Consider the following 22,466-nt stretch of genomic DNA (forward strand, 5'->3'; position numbering starts at 1 on the left):
GTCCGGGCGTCAGCGCGTGCGCCGGACGCGGGCGGCCGCGACCACGAAACCGGTCGCCACGGCACCCGCGATCGCGCAACCGACACCGAAGAGGACCGCGGGCTCGTGCACTCTCAGCACCGAGACGCACAGCCACGCCGTCGCACCGAACAGCAGGCCGAGCACCGGTCCACCGATGAGCGCGCCCCGCCAGCGGTGTCCGTTCCGGATGGTGCGCAGCCCGGATTCCAGATACGCCAAGGCGAACAGGGCGAGGATCAGGCTGCCCGCGCCGAGCGCGCTCGCGAGCGGATGCTGTTCGGTGACGACGGTGAAGGTCCGCGGGACACCGTCCGCGGTCAGGGTCGCGGTGACGGCGCCGCCGGCGATCCACCGGGTGAGTCCGGGGAAGGCGAGATCGGCTCGGAAGCCCTCGCCCTCGGGTTTCGGCACCGCCGACGCGGAACCGAGCGGGATCCCAGCGGCGGAAAGGGCGAGGGTGACCTGTCCCGGGTTCCCCTCCCCGGTCACCGCGAACGTCTTGCTGAGGTCGATGGGTGCCGACGAGGCCGCGACGCCGTCGATCTTCAGCGTCGTGGCCTCGTGCGGCAGCCGTTCCGGCGTGAGCAGGGTGAGCACCACGAGCACGATCGCGGCGGCCGCCGCGGCGAGCCGGAACCAGAGCACCGTGCCGGAGTGTTTCCGCGGCTCGAGATCCGCGCGGGTCGCCAACACCGTCGGATCCGGCGCGGGACGGCGGACCGGCCGGGTCGGGCCGTCTCCGGCGGGCGCCGGTGCGCCGATCGCGGAGATCACCCTCGGGGTGAGGTGCCGGACGGGTACGCGGGAGCGTTCGAGCCAGCCCGGTCCGTACACGGCGGTTGCGGCCGAGGCGAGGTCGGCGGCGAAGGTCTCCGCGTCGCGGTACCGGGAATCGAGTTCGCGCGAGAGACTGCGCATCACGACCCCGGCGAGCGGTGACGGCACGCCGTCGATCGGATGCGGATCGGTGAACATGTGCTGGCGCATCATGCTGATCGCGCCACGGGTGTTGTCGAACGGCAGCTTCCCGGACAACAGTTCGTAGAGCACCGTGCCCGCCGAGTAGACGTCCGCCGCCGGGCTCAGCGCGTTGCCCATCGCCTGCTCGGGCGCGATGTAGGCGGGCGTGCCGAGGACTTCGCCGCCGTGCGTGACGAGGGTGGCGCCCTCGCTGATCACCTTCGCGATGCCGAAGTCGGCCACCTTCATCACGCCTTGGGTGGTGAAGAGCAGGTTCTTCGGTTTGACGTCGAGGTGCAGCACGCCCGCTTCGTGCGCCGCGTGGAGCCCCGCGAGCATCGCCAGCCCGATCGCGCAGGCCTGTTCCCCGCCGATCTCACCACTGTGGAACCGGCTGTGCACCGTGCCGCCGTCGAGCCGTTCCATCACCATCAGATGCTCACGTCCGGTGCGCACGTAGTCGTACACCGGCACGATGTGCGGATGGTCGAGGCTGGCCAGCACCCGGGCTTCGCGGTCGAAGAGCTCGCTGCTGACGGCGTGGTTCAGCACGTCCCACGGCAGTTGCTTGATGGCGACGTCGCGGCGCAGCGAACGGTGGACGCCGGCGAAGACGACCCCCATCCCGCCCTGGCCGATCGCGGCCCCGATCTCGTACTGCGGCAGCGCGGCGACGACCTCGGCGGGTGCGCTCATCGGTTGAATTCCTTGGTGGCGTCGGGAAAGCGGACCGTCTCGTCGCCACCGGGGCCCGGCGCGGGATGCGGGGTCAGGTAGCCGAGCAGGAAGGCGATCACGGCGGCGCCGAGGACCACCGGGATCTCGATCGCCGGCTCCGGCGGGACGAGCCGCAGCACCGACAGCGAGACGACGGCGACGAGCCCGGTGCCGAATCCGGCGGGCAGGAAACGCAGGCCGCGCCGCCACCGGTTGGCGGGAAGGCGGTGGCGGGCCAGCGCGAGCAGGGCGGTCAGCCACGCCAGCACGGTGAGCACGAGCATCGCGAGCCCGAAAGCGCCGTAGACGGACCAGAAAGACCCGCGGATGTCCGCGACGGTGGTCGCCTCGCCGAGCGTGCCGCGCTGGGCGTCGAGCAGTTCGACCGTCGACGGGAGCAGCCCGATCGCTTGACCGGACAGGTCCGCCATGTCCAGCACGAAGGTCCGGGTGACCCGGCTGTGCGCGGGGACCTCGAACGGTGCCGTGGTGTCGTAGGCGAAGAAGGTCAGGGCCAGCGCCACCCCGGACACCCGCACGCTGCGGACCTTGAGAGCGGTCCCTCCGCTGTTGGTCGCCGTGACGGTGAGTTCGACCTGTTTCACCGGATCGATCATGACCGTGGCGTTGGCGATCGGCCGGTCGTCGAGGGTGACCGCCAGGTCGAGCTTGCCACGAGGGACATCGTCCGCATTGGCCGGTGGTGAGCCCAAGAGGACCGCGCACAGCCCCAACGCAACCCCTGCCGCGATGACACGTCCCATTTTGCGCATCCCCTGTTTTCCTCGGCCGACTGGTCCGGAATGCTACAGCGAGTACTTACCGGAGAGGGACGTCCCAATGCGTATCGTGGTTCGCCTGATATTCGGCACCGTGACCGGGTTGTTGTTCCTGATTTCCCAGGTGGGAACGGGAAACGCGCAGCAGTCCCCGTATCAGTCCACGGTTGGTTTGAAACCTTCGAGCGGGCCCGCAGGGAGTTCTTTCACCATTTCCTGGAATTTCTCGCCCTGCAAAGGACCTATTTCTTTCACGTGGGACGGAACGGCCGTCACGTCGGTCAGCGCCCCCAGCGGACAGGTCGGGACGACGGTGCCGGGCAACGCGGCACCCGGCAGCCACACGGTCACGGGCGCGTGCACGAACGCGCGGACCGGCCAGCCCCTGACCGGGAGCGCGATCTTCCGCGTGACCGGGACCGTCACCACAGCCCCGCCGACGACGAAGGTGCCGCCGGCGACCAAGCCGTCGGTTCCGGTGACGACCCCGACCAGACCGGGGACGACCACCACCCCGGTCACCACGACGACACCGCCGCCCACCACCACGACAACGCCACCGTCCACAACGGACACTCCCCCGCCGCCGACGGACGTCCCGTCGACGAGCAGCACCCCGCCGGGCCCGAACGACCTGATCCTCGACCGGCCGAGCGTGCAGCCCGGCGAAGCGTTGTCCGCGACCGGCAAGGGCTGCACCCCCGGCGAACGCGTCACGCTGACGTCGGACGGCGAACGCGTCGGCGGCGCCTACGCCGACGGCACCGGCGCCTTCACCGCGGCCGTCGAATTCACGCGGATCGAAGCGGGCAGGCACACCGTCGTCGCGGACTGCGGCGTCCGGCTGACCGGCGCCGTCGAGCAGGTCGTGACCAGTTCATCCGGCGGGCACAGTGGAACCCTGGTGGTGCTCGTGTTCTTCGTGCTGGCCGGGATCACCGTGATCCGCTTTCCCTGAGCTCAGCGCGGAAGCTTCACCACGGTGACGAAGAAGTTGTCGATCTGGCGTACCACGTCGATGAACCGGTCGAAGTCGACCGGCTTGGTGACGTAGGCGTTGGCGTGCAGGTCGTAGCTGCGGAGGATGTCCTCTTCGGCTTCGGAAGTGGTGAGCACGACGACCGGAATGGTGCGCAGCTCCGGCGACGCCTTGACCTCGCTGAGCACCTCGCGGCCGTCCTTGCGGGGCAGGTTCAGGTCGAGCAGGATCAGTCCCGGACGTTCCGCGTCCTCGTACGGTGCTTCCCTGCGCAAGAACTGCAAGGCCTGCTCTCCGTCGGAGACGACCGAAAGCGTGTTGCGGATCTTGTGGTGCTCGAACGCCTCCTGCGTCATGAGGACGTCGCCGGGGTCGTCTTCGACCAGCAGGATGTGGATCGGCTCCAAGGACTCGGTCATGCTTGCTCGTTTCCTTCGTCGGGGTTCTGGGCTGCGGGCAGGGTGAAGCAGAACCGGGTCCCGGACGCGACGGTGGTGTCCAGCCAGATCCTCCCGCCGTGGTGTTCGACGATCTTGCGGCACAGGGCCAGCCCGATCCCCGTACCCGGGTACTCGCCGCGGCCGTGCAGCCGCTGGAAGATCACGAAGATCCGCTCGGCGTACTCGTCGCTGATGCCGATCCCGTTATCGGTGACGGAGAAACGCCAGTCATCGCCGTCCCGCTCAGCGGAGATCTCGATCTCCGGCGGCTCCTCGCCGCGGAACTTGATCGCGTTGCCGACGAGGTTTTGGAAGACCGCCACCAGTAGGGATTTCTCCCCTCGTACGGCGGGTAGCTCGCCGTGGGTGATGCCGGCGCCGGACTCGGCGATCGCGTCTTCGAGGTTGCCCAGCGCGGTGTCCAGCAGTTCCCCGGACTCCAGCAGGATACTTTCCCCCGGGCGCCGGCCGACGCGGGAGAAGGCGAGCAGGTCGTTGATCAGCGCCTGCATCCGTTTGGCGCCGTCGACGGCGAAACCGATGTACTGGTCCCCCCGTTCGTCCAGTTTTCCCTGATACCGCTTCTGGAGCAGCTGGCAGAAACTGGCCACCTTGCGCAGTGGCTCCTGCAGGTCGTGCGAAGCCACGTAGGCGAACTGCTCCAGGTCCGAGTTCGACCGCTCCAGCTCGCGGGTCCGGGTCACGATCAGTTCCTGCGCCCGCTCCAACTGCGCGACCTCTTCGAGGACCCGCGAACGCAGTGACTCCACATCGGACGCCAGCTCTCGCATCTCCTTCGGACCGGAGCCGCGGACCTCGCGGTGGACGTCGGTTTGCGCGACGTCCCGGACCTCGGAGGCCAGCTGACGGATCGGCTTGATCAGTTTCCGGTGCAGGACCAGGAAGACCAGCGCGAACGCGGCGCAGAGCAGGACCGCGATCACGACGAGCATGGCCCGCAGGACGTCGGCGGAGGCCGCCAGGTCCTCCCGCGCGTCCAGCCGGTCGGCCTCCAGGCGGTTCTGCAACACACCGAGCGCCGCGCGGACCTCGTCGAACAGCGGTTTGCTCGCGTCCACCTGCGCGCCGGTGGCCGGTGCTCCGGCGAGCACGGGTTCGATGACCGTCCTTCGCCAGGTCGCGGCGGCGCTCAGCACCCGGTCCAGCTCGTCACCACTCGCGGTACCTGGGACTACGCCGAGCCGCCGCAACTCGGCGACGGCCGCGTCCTGCGCCCTCAATCCGTCCCGGTACGGCTCCAGGAACTCGGACCGTCCGGCCAGGATGTAGCCGCGTACACCGGTCTCCTGGTTCAGCATCGCCGTCGAGAGGGAGGTGGACTGCAGCACCTGCGGGCCGGTGACGTCGAGCAGCCTGGCGCGCGAATCGGTGAGGTTCGTCAAGGTCAGCGCGCCGGCCACGATCGCGCCCCCGAGCAGCAGGCCGGCGATCACCCCGGACAACACGGCCCAGCGGCTGATCGACCAAACGGGCTTCATCGCGGCGGCTCGCCGGAATCGAACGTGAGCAGAGCCAGCGCGACGTCGTCGTCCAGCGGCCCTCCGTGCAGGAGGTCCATCTCGCTGATCAGGCGATCGAGTGCCGCGGCGGAGTAGCCCTCGGCGTTCAGGCTGTCCAGCGCGGCGGCGGCCATCCGTTCGAGCCCGACCCGTTCGCCGCTGCCCTCGACGCGACCCTCGAAAAGGCCGTCGGTGTACAGCAGCAATGACCATCGCGGCCCCAGCTGCACCGTCAGCTCCTGCCATCCCGTACCCGGCGCGACGCCCAGAGGCGGGCCGAGTTTCTCCCTGGACAGCAGCCTGCCGCCCGAGTCGTCGATCAGGAGCGGCTGCGGATGACCGGCCAGTGCCATCCTCAGTGAGCGGCGGTCCGGGGCGACGGTGATCATGCAGACGGTGGCGAACAGCGGCCCCAATGCCTCGTGCCGCAGCATTTCCTCCACCATCGCCAATGTTTCCGCCATCGGCAGCCCGGCGAGCACGACCGAACGCCACGCGATCCGCAGCGCGACACCGAGCGCCGCTTCGTCCGGACCGTGCCCGCACACGTCCCCGATGACCAGTTGCAGGGTGCCGTCGGGGAGTTCGACGGCGTCGTAGAAGTCGCCGCCCAGCAACGCCCCGTTCCGGCCGGGCCGGTATCTCACCGCGAGTCCGAGCCGGGGATCGGTCACCAGCGGGGTCGGCAGCAGACCCCGTTCGAGGCGCGCGTTCTCCCTGGCCAGCAACTGATGCTGCAACAGTTGCTGCTCGACACGTTCGGCGCGGCTGCGTTCCCAGGAATACCGGAGGGTCCGCGCCAGAAGCCTGCCGTCGACATGCTGTTTGACCAGGTAGTCCTGGGCGCCCGCGCCCAGCGCCGCCACCCCGGTGGCCTCGTCCTCCTGGCCGGTCAGGACGATCACCGCGGTCGACGGCGCGTGCTGCCGGAGCCTGGTCAGGCCGGTCAGCCCCGTCGCGTCCGGAAGCTGGAGATCCAGGAGCACGCAGTCGGCCGTGATCGGCCGTGCGAGGGCCCGTTCGAGCGTCGTCACCCTGTCGAGGACGACCTGTTCCAGGTTTTCGACGGCGTCCGCGAGCATTTCTTCGACCAGGAGCGCGTCGCCGTCGTCGTCCTCGACCAGCAGGACATGCAACCGGGTCGGCTGGAAAGAAGATCTACGGGGCGGGGACTGCTCGCCGTAACGCACGGCGTTGGACAAGGACAGCCACCTTTCCTCACCGGATTTTCCGGCGCGCGAACAGAAGACGGCTGTCTTCTCAACCACCGGGAGCGTACCGGCCGTACCGGACATGCCGTCGGTCCGGACTACCGACACGCCAGGTTTCCCACGGTCAGGGACCGCGCGGCGGCCGCGGCGGCCGCATCGCCGCGAAGACCAGGAGCAACGCGGCCAGGAAGAGGGCGGCGACCGCAAGATCGATCAGGAAACCGACGACGAGTTCGGTGATCATCACTCACTCCCGTGCCGCCCGGGCGGCTTCGCGACGGCGCGCGTACAGGCTGGTGAACGACACCGTGACGAGGACCGCGACGATCACGCCCAGCGAGGCCGGGGTCGGGACCTGCGGCACCGACGGCCAGATGCCGTGCGCCCAGTGCAGCACCAGCTTCACCCCGATGAAGGCGAGGATGATCGCGAGGCCGTGGTTCAGGTGGACCAGCTTCGCGAGCGCCGAGTGGAGCACGAAGTACAAGGCGCGCAAGCCCATCAAGGCGAAGGCGTTGGTGGCGAACACGAGGTACGGGTCTTCGGTGATGCCGTACACCGCGGGCACGGAATCGACCGCGAACACCACGTCGGTCGCGAAGACCGCGACGACCACGACCGCCAGCGGGGTGAGCGCGCGGCGTCCGTGTTCACGCACGGTCAGCCTGGTGCCGCGATAGTCGTCCGTGACCGGCATCAGCCTGCGCAGCAACCGGACCGACCGCAGCTGCGAAAGGTCCATCTCACTCTGACCGCCGGACATGGCCTCGCGCAGGATCTTGATCGCCGAGACGAACAGGATCACGCCGAAGACGAGGAACGCCCAGGTTCCCGCCGACAGCATCGCGGCACCGGCCGCGATGAACACGCCGCGGAGCACCAGCGCGCCCACGATGCCGTATAGCAGCACCCGTTGCTGCACCTCGGACGGCACCGCGAAGGCGGCGAGCAACAGCATGAAGACGAACAGGTTGTCGACCGACAACGACTTCTCGACGACGAACCCCGTCATGAACTCGAGCGCCTGACCGCCCCCGAACTCGAGCCACAACCAGAGCCCGAACACCACCGGAAGCGCGAGGTAGAAGACCGACCAGCCGGCGGCCTCCCGCATCGACACCTCGTGGGGGCGCCGGGTCACCACGAAATCGGCGACGAGCAGTGCCAGCAGGACGGCGATGCTGATCGCCCACAACCCCGGCGATCCCACGGTTGCCACGGACTCGGGCATGGAGCCTCCTCGAACTCGAAGTTCGAGGTCTCCTTCACCCCGGCGGGGGCGGCCTCCCGGGGACACCGGCGGGGTGTCCGTACTGACCGGGCAAGCTCTTGGGAAGTACTCCCCTCGTCGGTCCAGTATCGCATTTAGTAAAGAGATATTAAAGCGGGGGTCAAGACGGGCCCTCCCTCAAGACGCCGCGCACCGTGTCGACGGACAGGTCGTCCCAGGGAAATTCGGCCATCCACCAGGTCGCCCCAGCGCGCTCGTAGGGCGCGAGATCCGTGCCCGCGGGCACCCCGATGGCGAAGTCGTACGGCGTCTCGTCGCCTTCGCGCAGCGCGGTGATCGTCTCGACCGCCTCGACGAACTCGTCCGCGTGCGGCAGGTTCACCGGGAAGAACCCGTCGTAGCGCGCGGCCCTGCGCATCGGCTTCGTCTTCCCCGGGAAACCGGCCAGCCACACAGGGATCGGACGGGCGGGCCGAGGCAGGAAGGTGATGTCGTCGACCGTGTAGTGCGCGCCGTGGTGCCGCACCGGCTCGCCGGACCAGGCGGCGGTGAGGATCTCAAGCGATTCGTCGAGCATTTCGGCGCGCTTGCGATCGTCCGATTCGTCGCCGGTCCTCGAGAACTCCTCGCCGAAGCGGTCACTGCCGAGCCCTGCGCCGAGGATCAGCCGCCCGCCGCCCAATCGGTCCAAAGTGGCCGTCTCGCGGGCGAGCTTGACCGGACGGCGACGAGCCAGCGGCGTGACCATCGGGCCGAAGGCGAGGCTCTCGGTCGCGGACGCGACGGCGGCGAGAGTGATCCACGGATCGGCGATCGCGCGCACCGGCTCACGCCACCGGATGTGGTCCCAGACGAACAAGCCGTGCCAGCCCGCTTCTTCGGCTTCGGCGGCGAGCCGCGCGATGATCACCGGATCGGCGAGTTCGTCGAAGATCGGCAGCCAGAGTGCTGAACGCAGAGTCATGCCTGCGACCGTACGGACCGGCACCGATGTTCAGGGCGGTTTAGCGTGACCGAGTGGACGGCACGCGTGATTCGACGGACGACACGCGTGACCGGTTGGACGACACTCGGCCGCGACCGGTCCCGCCGCGAGCCGTCCGGCTGGACACGTGTGCCGTCCGTTCAGTCACGCGTGACGTCCGTCTGATCACGCGTGCCGCCCAGGTTGACAACGCCACTAGAGTTCAACCAGGACATTGATTAACCTATCGGTTGAATACCTGCGGAAGAGAACCACGATGACCGACCTGACGATCACCCGTCTCCTCGACGCACCGCGCGAGCTCGTCTTCCGCGTGTGGACCGACCCGGACCATCTCGCGCGGTGGTGGGGCCCGGCCGGCTTCACCAGCAAGTCCTGCACCGTCAACCTCACCGTGGGCGGCAAGTGGCGCACCTGCATCAGCGACGGCGAGACCGAGCTGTGGATGTCGGGCGTCTACCACGAGATCGTCGCGCCGGAGCGGCTCGTCTTCAGCTTCGCCTGGGAGGAGCCCGAAGGCTTCCGCGGGCACGACACCCTCGTCACGGTCGCCCTCTCCGACCTCGACGGGAAGACGGAAATGTCGTTCCACCAAGCGATCTTCGAGACCGCGGCGGAGCGCGACAGTCACCACGAAGGCTGGCAGTCCTGCTTCGGCCGCCTCACGGAGCATTTAGCCGATGTGAGCGGTCGATGAGTTCGCTCATGGCCCGCTGAAACTCGCTTCGCCGCTTCTCGCTCCATCCGTCGGTGAGCTGATCGAAAACCTGTTCCTGCCAACGGTGGGCCTGGTCGAGCATGGACCGGCCCGCCGCGGTCAGCGAAACCTCGCGGCGGCGCCCGTCGCTCCGAGACGGCTCCCTGGACAGGCAGCCCACCTCGATCGCGGCCTTGACCAGCCGCGACGCGCCGCTCTGGTCGAGGCCGATCTCGACGGCGATCGCGTTCACCGTCGTCTCGGCCCCGCGCCCGGCGAGAGAATGGGCCGCCTCGCAGACGAGGACGAGACGGCCCTGGTCGGCGACGGCCGCCGTCCGGCGCGACCAGTGCCGCACGAAGGCGAACAGGGCCTGGCCCGGACCCGGGGCGCTCATTCGGTCGCCGCCATCTCGCGGCAGATGTAGGCCAGTTCGAGCGCGGACTTCAGATCGGGCAGCCGGAGCGCCGCGGTGACCTTGCCGCCGCCCACCCGGAACACGGTCGCCACCCGGGTCGGTCCCGCGCTTTCGGGCCAGGTCGCGTCCTCCTCCACCACCATCAGGTGATCGCTGACCGGATGCCACGATCGCGGCTTCAGCCTGATCCCCGAGCGATCCACCCAGTCGGCGAACTGCGCGGACGTGATCGGCCCGGCGCCTTTGGGCCCGAGAACGACGACGGGGTCCCCGACCGCGTCCGCCGATCGCCTCAGGTCGCCTTCGTTGACGCTCTCGTGCCATTCGTTGATCGCTGTCTCGAGGTCCATGCCTCAACTATATGCGAAACGCATACATTTAGCCCACCGATCGCAGCACCTGCCGGGCCCGTGCCACCCCGTCCTCCTCACGCAGCCGCGCCGCGACGTACTGCGCGCCGCGGCGGAACAGGAGGTTGCCGGACAGTTCCAGCAGCCGCGCGGTCAGCGAATCCGCGGTCAGCTCCCGCAGCGGTAGCGGTCGGGGCCCGGCGCCGAGGCGGAAGACCCGGTCGCCCCAGTAAGGCTGGTCGGAGAAGACCGGGCAGACCAGTGAGGGAACACCCGCGCGCAACGCGGCCGCGGTCGTGCCCGCGCCACCGTGGTGCACCACCGCAGCGGTGCGTGGGAACAGCCACGCGTGCGGAACATCCCCGACGGTCAGCAGATCGTCGTCGTCGACTCGAGCATCGGTACCGAGCAGACCCCGCAACCCCGTCCGGCGCAACGCCGTACGGACGGCCGCGAACGTCCGTTCCGCCTCCGACGGCCGCATACTGCCGAAACCGACGTACACCGGAGGTGGCCCGGACGCGAGGAAATCCCGCAGGCGCGGATCCGGCCGCCAGGCCACGGGCGCCTCGAGGAACCAGTACCCGGTGACGTGGACGCGCGCGGGCCAGTCCTTCGGCCGGGGCACCACGGCGTCGGAAAACCCGCACAGCACAGGGGTTTCCGTCCGCCGGAGCCCGCGCAGCCCCGCTGCGGGCAGGCCGAGTGTCCGCTCACGCCACCGATCCACCTCCGGCCGCAGCACCTGCCAGGCGACGGCGTCGACGGCGCGGAAGCTCAGCCGCCTGCCGCACGGCCCGGTCCTGGCCGCCCACGGCACCAACGGATGGGCGAAGGCCCCCGTCGGCACGCTGGGCTGATAGTGCAGTTCGACGTCGGGAACACCGAGTGACGCGCCCAGGTGCGCACCAAGGAATCCCAGCGTCGGGGCGAGCACGAGGTCCGCCCCCGCCGCGCCCTGGTGGACGTCGGCCAGCAGACGCTCCATCACCGGGGCCAGCGCGCCGCGCAACCCGCGCAGGAAGGTCGCGGACGTGCGCCCCTCGGTCCATTCGCGCCCGCCGTCCGAACCGAGGATCTCCGCGGGATCGGCCGAAAGCGGCGCGAAATCCAGGCCGTGCGAGGTCACCAGGGTCCGGAACCGTTCCGCCGCCAGCACCCGCACCCGATCACCGTCGAGACCACGCCCCAAGGCGATGCACGGCTGGACGTCGCCCCGCGAGCCGGGAGCGACGATCACGACGAGCCGGCTCATCGCTTCGCCGCCGTCAGCCGGTAACGGAGGCGGAACGGCAGGTTCGCCAGCACGGCGGCGATATGCGCGTCCCTGCCCACCAGGTACCGCGGCGCTACACGGCGTGCGGTCAGCGCGTGGACCACGACCCGCGCCGCCCGCTCGGGTGGCACACCGTTCCGCGCGGACCGCTCGGCACTGCGTTCGGCTTCGTCCAGTTGCGCCGCATACCTTTCCCGCGCGGCTTCCGGCAGCGCGGCGCGCACCTCTTCGGCGGCGGTGCGAGCACGCGACCAGATCGACGTGGCGACGGCGCCGGGCTCGACGAGGACGACGCCGATCCCGGACGGGGCGAGTTCGGCGCGCAGGCTGTCGGTCAAGCCGACCAAGGCGAACTTCGACGTGTGATACGGCCCGACCATCGGCCCCGCGATCCGGCCGCCCATCGACCCGACCGTCACGACCCTGGCACCGGACGCGGCACGCAGCGCGGGCAGCATCGCCTGCGTGACGGCCAGCTGACCGGTGACATTGACCTCCAGCTGGTGCCGGAAATCGTCGAGAGGGACGTGCTCCAGCGGCCCCGGCCGGGCCATCCCGGCGTTGTTCACCAGCCCCCGCAAGGGGCCCGCCGCCGCGACCTTCTCCCCACAGGCCGCGATCGACGCCGGATCCCGGAGATCCATCCGCAACACGGTGACCGCCTCACCGAACGTCCGCGCGAGGTCGGTTTCATCGGCGTCGGTGCGCACACTGGCCCAGACATGGGCGTGCCGCCGGACGAGTTCGGCCACGCACGCCCGGCCGATCCCGCTCGACGCCCCGGTGACCACAAAGGACGGACGGGTCACGACGCCTCCCCCGCCTTCACCGGCGCGGCGAGGGCGCGCAGCATCCGCGGCCACGTCTTGTGCAACTGGTCCTGCCAGTACGCCCAATGATGCGTGCCGGCACCGTAGAAGTCCGTCATGACCGGGACACCGAGCCGGTTCAGCCGGTCGGCCATCGCGGTGGTCTGGCCGGAGCAGAGGAATTCGAGCAGCATCGCGCCGGGCAGCACGTCGATCGGGAGCTTGCCGTCGAACGGCCCCGGAAGACCGTTGCCGGTGGACAGGTACAGCTCGGTGCCACGCAGGCGATCGGCGTTCACCAGCGGATCGTGCGCGTCCCAGCGCGACGCCTCACGACGGCGGTCGCCCCAGAGCGCTTCGGGGTCTTGCCGGGCGGAGGCGACGATAGCGCTGGTCAGCAGCTCGCCGTACGGGCCCGTGGGGTTGAGATTGCCGCTGAACGACCCGGCGAACCGGAAGACCCCCGGCCGACGGGCGGCGAGTTCGACCGCCCCGTAACCGCCGAGCGAGAGCCCCGCCGCCACCCGGCGACCGTCCCCGCGATAGCCGCGATCGATCAACTGCGGGATCTCGACGGCGGTGAACGTCTCCCATTGATTGAGCACGACGTTCTTGCCGTAATTCCACCAGTCGGAAAAGAACCCCGCGGAACCCGAGCCCGGCATCACCACCAGCGCGCCGGAGTCGTCGGCGAGCTTCCGGATGTCGGTGTTGGCGGTCCAGCCGCGATAATCCTGCAGCCGCGTCTCCCCGGCGAGCAGGTACACCGCCGGCCACTTCCGGTCCGGCTCGGCGGCCCACCCCGACGGCAGAATCAGCCGGACCATCGCGTAACTCCCGACGCCGACCGAGCGCACGGTGAGGTCCAGCATCCGCGGGTCACCGTCCACAGTGGTCTGCGCCACGACGTGCGAGCCGTCGTCCGCCCTGGCTTCCGGGACACCGCTCTCGGCCCGCGCCGGGGCCACGACGACGGCCGACAGCAGGCAGGTGACGGCCGCGACCGCCCACAGCCGCCTCGAAGTATTGCGCATACGTAATCCTTTGTCCCGGTCGTTCGACAGAATTCGAAAATGTGACGGCGATTACCCGAGAAAGAAAATCAGAGGTGGCGACACGTTAAGCGGAACGAGCCCCTCCAGGCAATTGTCCTGCCCACAATCCGGGAGGACAATATGAATGCCAGGGAAACAAGAAATCCCTCAACCTCCCCCAGTCGGGTGACCCATCACTCACGGACAGTGAGCGACTGTGGCACGGGAGTACCAGACCGGCGCGCACACCTGCGAAAAGGCCGAAACTCCCAGGTCACACCCTGTACATGAAGGACATTTACGTTCTCTTGACACCTTCCGGTATTCGATTTCCCGTCGTAGCCTTCGTCGTGCCGCCCGGGTTCGGCGTTCCCCGACGCGACCCCGGCGCCCGCGTCCCACCGAAGGGACCGCCCTCCCCAAGGACCCTTCCGAAAGGGCTATTCATGGCTGCCCGAATTCGCGCTCTCGTCGTGTCCGCCGCCGCGGTCGCGACCATTTCCGGCGCCCCCGGAGAATCGATTCAGGCCGCGCCCGCACCGCCTTCCCCCGTCGTTCCGGAGGCCGCCCTGCTACCACCTGGATCCGTCCCGCGAGCGTCCGCGCGCGACGGTTTCGACGTGGCCTCGGCACTGTCCACCCCGGACAGTCGCGAAAGCAGGGTCGACGTCGGTGGTTGCGAAGACGTCGTCCACGGCAGGCTGGTCCGCGACGGCGCCGCCGGCCAGGGCTTCCAGTCCGCCGTCCCCGGCGGCCAGGTCTCCGAACTGGTCGCCCGTATGACGAACCCACCCGATCTGGCGGCCTGGGCCGCGCAGGCCGGGCGGTGCTCGAAGGTGACGGTCGACGACGCGGCCGGTACCGCGGTGTCGACCGTCACCGTCCACCCGGCTCCCGCCGTGCCGGGTGCGAAAACCCTTTCCTACGAACAACTCCTGACGCTTCCCGGGCAGCCCCCCGAGCTGCCGGGGCTGCGTCTGCGCACCGTCGCCATCGCCGCCGACGACGTGCTGGTCGTGCTTCGTGACGCCGGGACCACCGGCCTCGATCTCGACGCGCTCGCCGTCGACGCCTGGCGGCACGCCGCCGGTCCGCTCGGCCGCTGAATCCCCCGCACCACCCCGCCGAACGCCGAACCCCGAGGAGACGTCATGTCCTTGGCCCCCGAAAACCTGCCCGCCACGGCCGGCCCCACCCTTCCCGACTGCCTCCGGCATTGGGCGGACACCGACGGCGACCGGCCGGCGGTCACCTTCACCGACTTCGCGACCGATCGCGCCGGGCGACGGCGGACGCTGACGTGGAAACAACTCAAGGACCGTGTCGACGCCGTCGCGGGCGCGCTGCCCGTCCGGGCCGGTGACCGGGTGGCGATCCTGTGCCCGCAAAGCGCCGAGTACGTCGTCGCCTTCCTTGGCGCGATCACCGCGGGCGCGATCGCCGTGCCGCTGTTCGATCCCGGGCTGCCCGGGCACGCCGGACGGCTCGCCGCCGTACTGACCGACTGCTCCCCCACCGCGGTGATCACCACCGCCGCGGCCGAGGACGCGGTCCGTGAGTTCCTGGCGGGCCTGCCCGGCGGCGAGCACGTCACGGTCGTCGCGGCCGACAAGGCCGGACCCGTCCGCGCCTGGCCCGCCCCGGCAGCGGCGCCTGACGACGTGGCGTACCTGCAGTACACCTCCGGCTCGACGCGCAGCCCGGCCGGAGTGGTGCTGACCCACGAGAACGTGCTCGCCAACGTCCGCCAGGCGGTGCACGGGCTCGGGATCGCACCGACGGGGACCACGGTGTCGTGGCTGCCGCTGTTCCACGACATGGGTCTCGTACTCGGCTTGATCACGCCGCTGGCGCTGGGCATGCGATCGGTGCTGATGGATCCGCTGGCCTTCATCGAACGCCCGGTGCGCTGGCTGGAACTGCTCGGCGACCACAACGGGAGCTGGAGCGCCGCCCCGAACTTCGCCTTCCACTACGCCGCGAGCCGGGTGCGCGAGGAAGACCGCGCCAAGCTCCGTCTCGACCGGGTCGCCGCGATCGTCAACGGCGCCGAGCCGATCAACCCCGGCGTGCTCGACCGGTTCCACGAAACCTTCGCCGAAGCCGGGTACACCCCGGACAAGACCCGGCCCGCGTACGGGCTGGCCGAGGCGACCGTGTTCGTCACCACCGGCCCCGGCGTTCCGCCTCGGGTCACCACGTTCGACCGCGCGGCGCTGGGCGCCGGAACGGCACGGCCGTCGGAGGACGGCCTCAAGCTGGTCGCCTGCGGTGTCCCGGTGGGCCAGCGAGTCGCGCTGGTCGATCCCGAAACCGGCGTCGCCCTGAAGGACGGTTCGGTCGGCGAGATCTGGGTCCACGGCCCCAACGTCGGCACCGGCTACTGGCAGAAACCCTTGGAGAGCACCGAAACCTTCGGCGCGAGGCTGACCGGCGACCACGCGGGCCTGCCGGCCGGCCCTTGGTTGCGCACCGGCGACCTCGGCGTCCGGTACGACGGCGAGGTCTACATCGCGGGCCGGATCAAGGATCTGCTCATCGTCGACGGCCGCAACCACTACCCACAGGACGTCGAAGCGACGGCGGCCTCGGCCGACCGCGACATCCGCCCCGGCAGTGTCGCCGCGTTCGCCGTCGAAGGCACCGACACCGAAGCCGCGGTCGTCGTCGCCGAGCACCGCGGCCACAGCGCGCTGACCACCGAGGACGAGCGTGCGCTCGCCGCGGCGGTCCGGCGGCTCGTTTCCGACGCGCACGGCCTCGCGCTGCGCGACGTCGTGCTCGTCCCGGCGGGTCTGGTCCCGCGGACCTCCAGCGGCAAGATCGCGCGGAGCGCCTGCCGCGACCGTTACCTCGCCGGCGATTACGGAAAGGCCCTGGTGCGATGAGAAACCCGTCGTTCGACACCCCCACGCTGCGCCGCTGGCTGCTGGACACCGTCGCCGGTCACACCGGCGTCGACGCGGCCCGGCTCGAAGCCGACCGCCCGCTCAGCGACTACGGCCTGTCCTCCCGCCAGGCCGTCGGTATCGCCGCCGATCTCGAAGACCTGCTCGGCACCTCGCTCCCGGCCACCCTGCTGTGGGAGAGCCCGACCATCGACCACCTGGCCCGCTCGCTCACCGGCGGGACCGAGCCCGAACCCGAACAGCCGGGCACGGACCGTCGCCGGACCGATCCGGTCGCCGTCGTCGGCCTCGGCTGCCGCTGGCCGGGCGCGGACGGCCTCGACGAGTTCTGGGAGCTGCTCCGCAGCGGGCGGGACGCCGTCCGGACCGCGCCGCCGGGCCGGTGGAGCGCCGACGCGGCCCCGATCGTCGGCGGATTCCTCGACGACGTGGCCGGTTTCGACGCGGACCACTTCGGCATCACCCCGCGTGAAGCGTCCACAATGGACCCACAACAGCGGATGCTGCTGGAGGTCGCCTGGGCCGCGCTGGAACACGCGGGGATCGCCCCGGCCTCCCTGCGCGGCAGCCGGACCGGTGTGTTCACCGGGATCTCGACCCACGACTACGGCCATCTCACGATGGCGGGTGGCGGCGTGGATCTGTGGACCGCCACCGGCGCCGCCGGGAGCATCGCGGCCAACCGGCTCTCCTACGTCTACGACCTGCGCGGGCCGAGTATGGCGGTGGACACCGCCTGCTCCTCGTCGCTGGTCGCGGTGCACCACGCGGTCCGCGCGCTGCGTGACGGCGAGGCGGATCTGGCCTTGGCGGGCGGGGTGAACCTCATGCTGCTGCCCGGTCCGACGGCCGCGTTCGCCGCGGCGGGGCTGCTCGCCGGGAACGGCCGATGCAAGACGTTCGCCGCGGACGCCGACGGCATCGCGCGCGCCGAGGGCTGCGGTGTCGTCGTGCTCAAGCGGCTGGCCGACGCCGAATACGACGGGGACCGGGTGCTGGCGGTGATCCGCTCCACCGCGGTCAACTCCGACGGGCGCTCACAGGGCATGGCCGCACCGAACCCCGTCGCACAACAGGACATGCTGCGCACGGCGTACCACGGCGCCCGGCTCGATCCGTCCACTGTGGACTACGTCGAGGCGCACGGCACCGGCACGTTGCTGGGCGACCCGATCGAGGCCCGCTCGCTCGGCGCGGTACTCGGCAAGGACCGTCCCGCCGACGCACCGCTGCTGATCGGCTCGGTGAAGACGAACATCGCGCACGCGGAGGCGGCCGCGGGGATCGCCGGGCTGATCAAGGTCGTGCTCGCGATGACCCGGGACGAACTGCCGCCTCAGCTGCACTTCACCGCCCCCAACCCGCACATCCCGTTCGACGACCTGCGCCTGAAGGTGGTGACCGAGCCGACGCCGTGGCCACGCCGGTCCGGCCGTGCCACGGCGGGTGTGTCCGCGTTCGGTTTCGGCGGGACCAACGCGCACGTCGTCCTCGAACAGGCGCCGCCGCCGGAGCCGGTCCCGGACCGCGGTGACGTCCGCATCGGTCTGCTGTCCGCCCGTACCCACGACCGCCTCACCGAACGCGCGACGCAGCTGGCGAACTGGCTGGAAGCCACACCGTCGCTGTCCCTGGCCGACGTCACCCACACGCTCTCCCGGCGCGACAACGGCGGTCCGCACCGCGCGGCCGTCGTCGCCGGGGACACGGCCGAGCTGGCCGGGCTGCTGCGCGCCGTCGGTTCCGACGCCGATCCGCTGCCCGCGGGCGCGGTCACCGGCACCGCGCGGAGCACCGACGGGCCGGTGTTCGTGTTCTCCGGCCACGGCTCGCAGTGGCCGGGCATGGGGCAGGGCCTGCTGGCCGCCGAACCCGCGTTCGCCGCACAGGTCGACAAGCTCCACGACCTGTTCACCGAGCACACCGGCCGCTCGCTGCGCGCCCTGCTCACCAGCGGGGATCCCTTGTCCCTGCCTGAAACCCAGACGGCCATCTTCGGGATCCAGATCGCGCTCGCCGCCCAGTGGGAGGCGCTCGGCGTCCGGCCAGCGGCCGTCGTCGGGCACTCCCTCGGCTCCGCGGCGGCCGCCGTGGTGAGCGGCGTGCTCACCCCCGACGAGGCCGTCCACCTGGTGGCGACCCGGGCCCGGCTCCTGGGCACCATCGGACCCGGCGGCGCGATGGCGGCGGTCGAACTCGCGCCGGAAGAGCTGGACCTGTACCCGGACATCGAACTCGCCGTCGAATCCGCGCCGGGGCAGCTGACCGTGGCCGGGGACGCGACCGTGCTCGACCTCCTGGTCGCGGAACTCGAAGCCGCCGGCCTGCGGGCGCGTCGGCTGCCGGTCGAGGTCGCCGGCCACTCCGCCCGCGTCGACCCGGTGCTGCCCGCGCTGCGAGAGGCGCTCGTCGAACTGGGCGGCCGTCGTCCCACGGTTCCTTGGTACGACACGGTTCTGGCCGATCCGCGGGAGCTGCCGGACTTCGACGCCGGGTACTGGGCCACGCATCTGCGTCGTCCGGTGCGGTTCCGGCAGGCCGTGGCGGCCGCCGCCGCGGACGGGCACCGCGTCTTCCTCGAAGTGTCGCCGCATCCGATCCTGCGGGGTTCGGTGGCGAGGACGCTCGAAGCCGAGGGGATCGGCGACGCGCTCGTCACCGGGACCTTGCGCCGGGGCCAGGACGAGGTCCGCGCGCTGGGCGCCGCCGCGGCCGAGCTGTACTGCGCGGGCACCCGGATCACCACCGCCGATCCGGACGACGGGGCCCGGCTGGTCGACGTCCCGCCGATGCCGTGGCGGCACGAACGGCACTGGTACACCTCCGCTGAGGAAGCACCGTCGTTCGCGGCCCGCACCCCCGAGCCCGAACCCGTGCGGAGCGGCGGAGGCGACCGGCTCACCGAGATCGTCGCCGCCGTCATGGGGCTGCGCCCCGACCGCCTCGACGCCCACGTCCCGCTGGTGGAGCTCGGACTGGATTCCCTGATGGCGAACCGGATCCGCGAGGCCGTCCGCCGGGAGTTCGGCACCGAACCCGACTCGGCCGCCGTGCTCCGGGGCGCCACGCTCGCCGATCTCAGCCGCGATCTCGCGCCCCGCGAGAACGAGGAACCGTTGCCGTCGCGCGGTCGCGCCTGGGACGCGGCGGACCGGCTGGTGCTGCGCCTGTGGCAGGAACACACCGGCACCGAAGCGGCAGGCACGCACGTGCGGCTGACCGAGACGGCCGCACCCGACCGGCTGGCCGAGCTGCTCGCCAAGGGGCTCGGCACCGAACTCGCCATGGCTGTCGACGCCGCCGAACTCCGTCGGCACGACACGCTCGCGGCCATCGCCGACGTCGCCCGAACGGTTCTCGACACGCGGGAAGAGCGAGGGCCGGTGCACGTCCTCGTGCCCGGTGAGGCCGGAGTCGCGCCGCTGCTGCTGTTCCACCCCGGCGGCAGCACCTGCACGGTGTACCGGCCGCTGCTGGAGCGGCTGCCCGCCGGTGTGCCGTGCGTCGGGTTCGAACGCGTTCCCGGTGTCAGCATCGAAGAGCGGGTCGAACAGTTGCTGCCGTTGGTGCGGGAACAACGTCGAGACCGGCCGTACCGGCTGGCGGGCTGGTCGTTCGGCGGGGCGCTGGCGTACGGCGTCGCCGCGCGGCTCGCCGAAGAAGGCGAGGAGGTCGAGTTCGTCGCGCTGATCGACACGATGCTCCCGCTTCCGGAGCCGGACCTCGATCCGCGGGCGTCATCGGCGCGGCGGTTCCTGCGCTTCACCGGATACGTCGAAGGGACCTACGGCCGTGAAGTGCGCCTCGGCCACGAGGAGCTCGCACCGCTGCCCGAAGAGGAGCAGATCGAGCTGACCATGCGGCGGGTCGCCGAAGCGGGCTTGCTCAGCCCCGGTGTGCTCCGGCACCAGCGTCAGTCCTTTTTGGACACGCTGGCGGCCGAACGCGGTACGCCCCGCCGCTACGACGGGCGGGTCGTGCTCTACCGGGCGACCGAGCAGTACGCGGCCGGGCTGGCCATGGAACCCCGGTATTCGCGCACGGATCTCGCGGCCGGCTGGGCGGAACTGTGCCCGGACCTGGAGATCGTGCCGGTCGAGGCGCATCACCTGTCGGTGGTCGACCCGCCCCACGTCGATGTCGTGGCGAGGCATCTGACGGGACTCCTGTGACCACGGCCCGGGCCGAGCGAGCGGTCGACCGCGCCTGGCCGCTTTTGGCGGTACTCGGCGCCGGGCTCTTCCTCGTGGCGGTCGACGCGACCGTGCTGCATGTCGCGTTGCCCGACCTGGTCCGGCAGCTGCGCCCGGGCGCGGCGGCTCAGGTGTGGATCGTGGCGATCTACCCGTTGACCGCCGCGCCGCTGCTGCTGCCGTTCGGCACCCTCGGCGACCGGTACGGGCGGCGGCGCGTACTGGTCGCCGGGTACGTCGTGTTCGGGATCGCGTCGCTCGGCTGCGCGTTCGCGCCGAACGTGCCGGTGCTGCTGGGCTGCCGCGCGCTGCTCGGCTGCGGCGGAGCGATGATCATGCCGGTGACGATGTCGCTGCTCCGCGAACTGTTCCCGGATCAGCGGCGTCGCCGCACGGCGATCGCGGTATGCAGCGGGATCGCGGGCACCGGCTCGGTGTTCGGGCCGATCCTCGGCGGTGTGCTCGTCGAGGTGTGGGGCTGGCGGGCCACGTTCCTGCTGAACCCGCCGGTGATCCTGGCGGCGATCGTCCTGGCGCTGCGCTGGCTTCCCCGGAATCCGCCCGGGCGGCGGCCGTGGGACGCGGTCAGTGCGGCGCTCGCGGCGGGCGGCGTGCTCGGGATCGCATTCGCCGTCGGGCATCCGGGCGCCTGGACCACGGCCGTCGCCTCGGGCATGACCGGATGTGTCCTCATCGGACTGTTCCTGCGCCGCCAGCGCCGGACCGACCCGCCGCTGCTGGACCTCGCCCTGTTCCGGCGACCGGGAGTGCGGGCCGCGGTCGGCGGGGTGTTGCTGGTGATGAGCACGCTCGTCGGGCTCGGGCTGCTGTTCGCCCAATACCTGCAGGTGGTGCTCGGGCTCTCGCCCACGGCGGCGGCGGGCCGGCTGCTCCTCGTGCTGGGCGCGTCGGCCGTCGGCAGTGTGGTGACGCCCTCGCTGCTGGGCCGTTTCGGCAACGCCCCGGTCCGCACGGCCGGGTTCGCGGTGGCGGCCGTCTCGTTGCTGGTCCCGGCGGCGGGTTCGGCGGCCCTGACATCGCCGGTGCTGCTGGGTGCCGGGCTGACCGGGCTGGGCCTGGGAATGGCGCTCGCGCTCACTTCGAGCACCGACACCCTGCTTTCGGCGACGTCGGCGGACCAGGCGGGCGGTGCCGCGGCGGTCGAGAAGACCGGCTACGAACTCGGTGCCGGCTTCGGGACGACGGTGTTCGGTTCCCTGGCCGCCGCCGTGTACGCGGGACACCTGGCCGTCCCGGCGGGCGTGCCGGAACCGGCGCGAGCGCTCGCTCTTTCGGGGCCGGCTCAGGCGGAGGCGGCCGCCTCAGGCCTCACGTCGCCTTTAGCCGACGAATTGCTCGACGCCGCGAGGGCCGCCTGCACCACGGGGCTTCAGGTGTCGGCGGCGGTCGCTTGTGGACTGTTCCTGGTGGCCGTGCTCGTCAGCTCGGGCGTGCCTCGTCGGTGAACTGCCCGGCGAACTCCCCGGTCGGCGGGATCTCCTGGATCACGTCGATCAGGACGCCGTTGGGGTCGGCGACGATGAAGTGCCGCTGCCCGAACTCCTCGCTGCGCAGGGAAAGCGCCTCGGGCAGCCCGGCGTCTTCGACCAGCCGCCGGTGCTCGGCGTCGACGTCTTCGACCTCGAAGTTCAGCAATAGTCCCTGCACGGGTTTGCCCGCGCCACCGGGAATGGTGTCGTGCCCCGGGGCGAGGATCGCGAGCTCCCACTCGCCGCGTTTGAGGCTGACGTACCAGTCGGCCTCGAAGGTGAGCTCGAAGCCGAAGTGATCGCGGTAGAAGTCTCGTGTCTCGGCGATCTTCTCGGTCATGAGAACGGGATAGAAGCTGGTCAGACGCATGATTCCGCCTTGTCTCGCTAACAATACCGACCGTCGGTTTGTTTTTTCGAAGTTAGCCAACCGACGGTCGGTATGTC

At 70.6% G+C, this 22,466-nt stretch carries 20 protein-coding genes; 6 read left to right on the top strand and 14 right to left on the bottom strand.

The annotated features are described in order from the left end of the window. Positions 1–9 precede the first annotated feature (9 nt). The 3 genes from AORI_RS64985 to AORI_RS64995 form a co-directional block, all read right to left on the bottom strand. Positions 10–1,677, bottom strand: a complete 1,668-nt coding sequence (locus tag AORI_RS64985) for a serine/threonine-protein kinase (RefSeq protein ID WP_016335134.1) — start codon at positions 1,675–1,677, stop codon at positions 10–12. Next, a complete protein-coding gene (locus tag AORI_RS64990) occupies positions 1,674–2,462 on the bottom strand; it encodes a hypothetical protein (protein ID WP_046199822.1) in 789 nt (262 codons plus the stop codon). Before AORI_RS64990 ends, AORI_RS64985 begins: the two co-directional genes overlap by 4 nt. A gap of 171 nt (positions 2,463–2,633) precedes the next feature. After that, positions 2,634–3,176 (bottom strand): hypothetical protein, encoded by a 543-nt coding sequence (locus tag AORI_RS64995; RefSeq protein ID WP_123798503.1) that lies wholly within the window; start codon positions 3,174–3,176, stop codon positions 2,634–2,636. On the opposite strand from AORI_RS64995, the gene AORI_RS65000 reads away from it, so the two are divergent. Beyond that, on the top strand, positions 3,133–3,435 hold the full coding sequence (locus AORI_RS65000; protein ID WP_016335137.1) for a hypothetical protein: 303 nt from the start codon (positions 3,133–3,135) through the stop codon (positions 3,433–3,435). The two genes, AORI_RS64995 and AORI_RS65000, sit on opposite strands and share 44 nt — an antisense overlap. A gap of 2 nt (positions 3,436–3,437) precedes the next feature. On the opposite strand, the gene AORI_RS65005 is transcribed toward AORI_RS65000, so the two are convergent. From AORI_RS65005 to AORI_RS65025, 5 genes are all read right to left on the bottom strand, one after another. Beyond that, positions 3,438–3,875: a response regulator gene (locus tag AORI_RS65005; protein ID WP_016335138.1), complete on the bottom strand. Its 438-nt coding sequence runs from the start codon at positions 3,873–3,875 to the stop codon at positions 3,438–3,440. Then, positions 3,872–5,395: a sensor histidine kinase gene (locus AORI_RS65010; RefSeq protein WP_016335139.1), complete on the bottom strand. Its 1,524-nt coding sequence runs from the start codon at positions 5,393–5,395 to the stop codon at positions 3,872–3,874. The genes AORI_RS65005 and AORI_RS65010 overlap by 4 nt, the downstream gene beginning before the upstream one ends. Next, positions 5,392–6,618: a PP2C family protein-serine/threonine phosphatase gene (locus AORI_RS65015; protein ID WP_046199998.1), complete on the bottom strand. Its 1,227-nt coding sequence runs from the start codon at positions 6,616–6,618 to the stop codon at positions 5,392–5,394. The genes AORI_RS65010 and AORI_RS65015 overlap by 4 nt, the downstream gene beginning before the upstream one ends. A gap of 256 nt (positions 6,619–6,874) precedes the next feature. After that, entirely contained in the window at positions 6,875–7,858 is a 984-nt protein-coding gene (locus AORI_RS65020; protein WP_016335141.1) for a TerC/Alx family metal homeostasis membrane protein, read from the bottom strand. Between the two features lie 160 nt (positions 7,859–8,018). Then, positions 8,019–8,822, bottom strand: coding sequence for an LLM class flavin-dependent oxidoreductase (locus AORI_RS65025; RefSeq protein ID WP_016335142.1), 804 nt, complete (start codon positions 8,820–8,822; stop codon positions 8,019–8,021). Positions 8,823–9,099: 277 nt separating this feature from the next. Between AORI_RS65025 and AORI_RS65030 the strand changes: the two genes are divergently transcribed. Then, positions 9,100–9,540: an SRPBCC family protein gene (locus tag AORI_RS65030; protein WP_016335143.1), complete on the top strand. Its 441-nt coding sequence runs from the start codon at positions 9,100–9,102 to the stop codon at positions 9,538–9,540. Here AORI_RS65030 and AORI_RS65035 read toward each other — a convergent pair. The 5 genes from AORI_RS65035 to AORI_RS65055 are packed head-to-tail and all read right to left on the bottom strand — an operon-like array spanning position 9,506 to position 13,427. Then, entirely contained in the window at positions 9,506–9,937 is a 432-nt protein-coding gene (locus tag AORI_RS65035) for a MarR family winged helix-turn-helix transcriptional regulator (protein WP_016335144.1), read from the bottom strand. The two genes, AORI_RS65030 and AORI_RS65035, sit on opposite strands and share 35 nt — an antisense overlap. After that, positions 9,934–10,308, bottom strand: coding sequence for a hypothetical protein (locus AORI_RS65040; RefSeq protein WP_016335145.1), 375 nt, complete (start codon positions 10,306–10,308; stop codon positions 9,934–9,936). The genes AORI_RS65035 and AORI_RS65040 overlap by 4 nt, the downstream gene beginning before the upstream one ends. A gap of 28 nt (positions 10,309–10,336) precedes the next feature. After that, on the bottom strand, positions 10,337–11,563 hold the full coding sequence (locus tag AORI_RS65045) for a glycosyltransferase (RefSeq protein WP_016335146.1): 1,227 nt from the start codon (positions 11,561–11,563) through the stop codon (positions 10,337–10,339). Then, entirely contained in the window at positions 11,560–12,393 is an 834-nt protein-coding gene (locus AORI_RS65050; protein WP_016335147.1) for an SDR family NAD(P)-dependent oxidoreductase, read from the bottom strand. Before AORI_RS65050 ends, AORI_RS65045 begins: the two co-directional genes overlap by 4 nt. Next, the gene (locus AORI_RS65055) at positions 12,390–13,427 is read right to left on the bottom strand and encodes an alpha/beta hydrolase (RefSeq protein WP_016335148.1); all 1,038 of its coding nucleotides are present in this window, start codon (positions 13,425–13,427) and stop codon (positions 12,390–12,392) included. Before AORI_RS65055 ends, AORI_RS65050 begins: the two co-directional genes overlap by 4 nt. A gap of 446 nt (positions 13,428–13,873) precedes the next feature. Here AORI_RS65055 and AORI_RS65060 point away from each other — a divergent pair, with 446 nt between their 5' ends. From AORI_RS65060 to AORI_RS65075, 4 genes are read left to right on the top strand one after another with little or no spacing between them, the layout of a single operon-like run. Beyond that, on the top strand, positions 13,874–14,533 hold the full coding sequence (locus AORI_RS65060; protein WP_043848196.1) for a hypothetical protein: 660 nt from the start codon (positions 13,874–13,876) through the stop codon (positions 14,531–14,533). A gap of 45 nt (positions 14,534–14,578) precedes the next feature. Then, a complete protein-coding gene (locus AORI_RS65065) occupies positions 14,579–16,315 on the top strand; it encodes a fatty acyl-AMP ligase (RefSeq protein WP_016335150.1) in 1,737 nt (578 codons plus the stop codon). Then, the gene (locus tag AORI_RS65070) at positions 16,312–20,508 is read left to right on the top strand and encodes a type I polyketide synthase (RefSeq protein WP_016335151.1); all 4,197 of its coding nucleotides are present in this window, start codon (positions 16,312–16,314) and stop codon (positions 20,506–20,508) included. Before AORI_RS65065 ends, AORI_RS65070 begins: the two co-directional genes overlap by 4 nt. Beyond that, the gene (locus AORI_RS65075) at positions 20,505–21,995 is read left to right on the top strand and encodes an MFS transporter (protein ID WP_016335152.1); all 1,491 of its coding nucleotides are present in this window, start codon (positions 20,505–20,507) and stop codon (positions 21,993–21,995) included. Before AORI_RS65070 ends, AORI_RS65075 begins: the two co-directional genes overlap by 4 nt. Here AORI_RS65075 and AORI_RS65080 read toward each other — a convergent pair. After that, complete coding sequence (locus AORI_RS65080) at positions 21,970–22,389, bottom strand: VOC family protein (protein WP_016335153.1); 420 nt, start codon at positions 22,387–22,389, stop codon at positions 21,970–21,972. The two genes, AORI_RS65075 and AORI_RS65080, sit on opposite strands and share 26 nt — an antisense overlap. Positions 22,390–22,466 lie beyond the last annotated feature (77 nt).

It is taken from the genome of Amycolatopsis keratiniphila (assembly GCF_000400635.2).
GTDB classification, from domain to species: Bacteria; Actinomycetota; Actinomycetes; order Mycobacteriales; family Pseudonocardiaceae; genus Amycolatopsis; species Amycolatopsis keratiniphila.